3 protein-coding genes are annotated in these 2,337 nt (G+C 53.8%); all 3 read left to right on the forward strand.

Going from position 1 to position 2,337, the window contains the following annotated elements:
• The first annotated feature begins 62 nt into the window (after nt 1-62).
• Nucleotides 63-641 (forward strand): transposase, encoded by a 579-nt coding sequence (locus tag GV827_RS23035; protein ID WP_328823213.1) that lies wholly within the window; start codon nt 63-65, stop codon nt 639-641.
• 347 nt (nt 642-988) lie between these two features.
• Nucleotides 989-1,567 (forward strand): GNAT family N-acetyltransferase, encoded by a 579-nt coding sequence (locus tag GV827_RS23040; protein WP_164356650.1) that lies wholly within the window; start codon nt 989-991, stop codon nt 1,565-1,567.
• A gap of 128 nt (nt 1,568-1,695) precedes the next feature.
• The gene (locus GV827_RS23045) at nt 1,696-2,229 is read left to right on the forward strand and encodes a hypothetical protein (RefSeq protein WP_164356652.1); all 534 of its coding nucleotides are present in this window, start codon (nt 1,696-1,698) and stop codon (nt 2,227-2,229) included.
• The last annotated feature ends 108 nt before the right edge of the window (nt 2,230-2,337 follow it).

Genomic DNA, 2,337 nt, shown 5'->3' on the forward strand with positions numbered 1-2,337 from the left:
TACAATTCCACGTGCTTCAATCCCGCCCTCCGCCAAAACGAAGAGCCTAACAGGACAGGCCAATCAGCCCATCTGCGACAAGACAATCTCGCCGCTCACGTGGTGCAGTATTCCACCGGCGTTCTCAGCTGACCAAGGTCAAACGGTTCTTCGAGGATTTCGACTATCAGGCGGCGTCCTGGGACAAGAAACGCCGGGTGATCGCCAAGATCGAATGGCATCCGGGCGAGTTGTTCCCGCGTGTTGGCTTCATCGTCACCAACCTGCCGATGGAGTCAGACTGGGTGGTGCGGTTCTATAATCAGCGCGGCACCGCCGAGCAGCACATCAAGGAGGGCAAGTATGCCTTTCACTGGACACGGCTATCGTGCCGGAAGTTACGCGACAACGAGGTGCGGTTGCAACTGCACGCGCTGGCCTACAACCTGGCCACTTTCTTGCGCTGTATCGAGTTGCCCGAGGCCATGGCCGACTGGTCGTTGACCAGCCTGCAACTGAAACTGATCAAGATCGGGGCGCGTGTCGTGCGTCACGCCCGTGCTATCACTTTCCAGCTGGCCGAGGTGGCCGTCACCGGCCCGATGGTGCGCGCCATCCTCACCGCTATCCGCCGATTGCGAGCGCCACCGCTATGCGCATGACCGCGATCCACGCCCAAACTGAACGAAAGCGGCAGGACAGGTCTGCCCGCTGCGTCGAAAAACACCGCTGCCGGGATAGAACAAGGCGGCTTCACGGTCTGATCCGTCCAGTTCCAGCAGCCTGCGCGACCGCAGGTGCCGCTCAGGGCAAAAACGCTTGTCCAGCAGGCAGATTCAGGCGATCTTCACATCAAATGGCATGCCACTTGGGGAATGTCGGCTTAAATGTGCTGACTGGGCAAGGAAGAAACCCCAATTAAGATACTAACACAATCACTGTCCGATCATTAGGAAATATAAACTCAGATCAGAACAAACAGTCAGTCACAATAAAAGGGTACTGTACCATGAGCCCTATGCTGGCTTGGCCCAACAAGCCAATAAAGATAACTACAAAACGATTTTTAATCGAAACTCTCCGTCCCCAAATGGTCAACAGCACCATTCTTGGCTGGATGCAACAACCCCCAATTGCTAAACAGTTTCCAGATCTGGGACGACAATCAGATATAGAAAGTCTCCGGAGCCATTTTGCCAGCATGGCAAGTGAGCGGAAATGCTATTTCCTGACAAAAGTTAAAGACTCAGATGAAGCCATTGGTTTTTTGATTGCCGAATTTGGCCCAGGACGATCTATGACAACACATCATGCATTGGGTGATCGCCGATGGTGGGGAAAGGGCGTTGTCCACGAAGCTCGGGGGGGCTTCATTGAAGGAATGTTCCGCGCGGGCGTACACAAAGTTATCGGCATTCCCCGAGCAAGTAGCCGTAGCGCGATACAAACATATAAGGATCAGGGTTTTGTGCAGGAAGGTATCTTGCGAGATCGCTACCTCAACGAAGACGGTACTTATGAAGATGGTATAGTTTTCGGATTGCTGCAAAGTGACTGGAACTACAAAATCGCGATACAAGCACGGTAACCCCCCCTGAAAGCTGGCCGTGGTGATAATGGCTATACAGCTATAATCGACATCTTTCAGCACCGCACACAGAACATCTCTGCGGGAAATGCCTTCGGCATAGCTGGCTGCAAGCTGAAAAATATCGGTTGAAGACGTTCATCACAGACAGGGAGGTGTTGTCTGAGAGGAAAGGACGAGAGGCTGAACTCCTACCGCTGGTTTCGTGCTTCGTTTTCACCACCAACCATCTACCTACGTGGTTGGAGCCTGGAGAGCGGCGCTACTTCATTGTCCAGACCGACCACGACGGATTCTCTTCCGGTCCAAAGGCTGCTGAGTTCGGCAACCTTGTGGCGGAGGTCTACGACGCCCTGGACAAGCCAGGGGAGGTAGCTTCGCTGTACAACGCTCTGATCAATCGACAGATCAGTGAGTACTTCAATCCGACAAGCCTGAATACCGAGCTGCATGGGACGGCCGTCATGAAACAGCTGCTAGGTACATCTGGTGAGACTGTCCTGGATCAATTGGAAGAGTACCTTTTCAGCCAGGCGCGGGCTGTTATCACTCAAGCGAAAGTGAAGAACTACGTTGTGAAGGAGCTGAGGCAGAACGGCAACCGGACCCGGCATATGATGCAGGAATTGGGGTGGACACAGCATGGACCTGTCACGGTTTGATGCCGCTCCTTTGATAGCATTTATTGCAGCAAAGGAGACGAACTATGGGAACGAAACGGACGGACGAATTCCGCGCTGATGCGGTGCGGATCGCGCTGACGAGCGGGC

This window comes from Sulfitobacter sediminilitoris (genome assembly GCF_010667575.1).
Classification (GTDB): domain Bacteria; phylum Pseudomonadota; class Alphaproteobacteria; order Rhodobacterales; family Rhodobacteraceae; genus Sulfitobacter; species Sulfitobacter sediminilitoris.

What these genes read in the sequence shown, in the direction of transcription:
- GV827_RS23040 (WP_164356650.1), top strand. Translation starts at nt 989, where the DNA reads ATGAGCCCTATGCTGGCTTGGCCCAACAAGCCAATAAAGATAACTACA.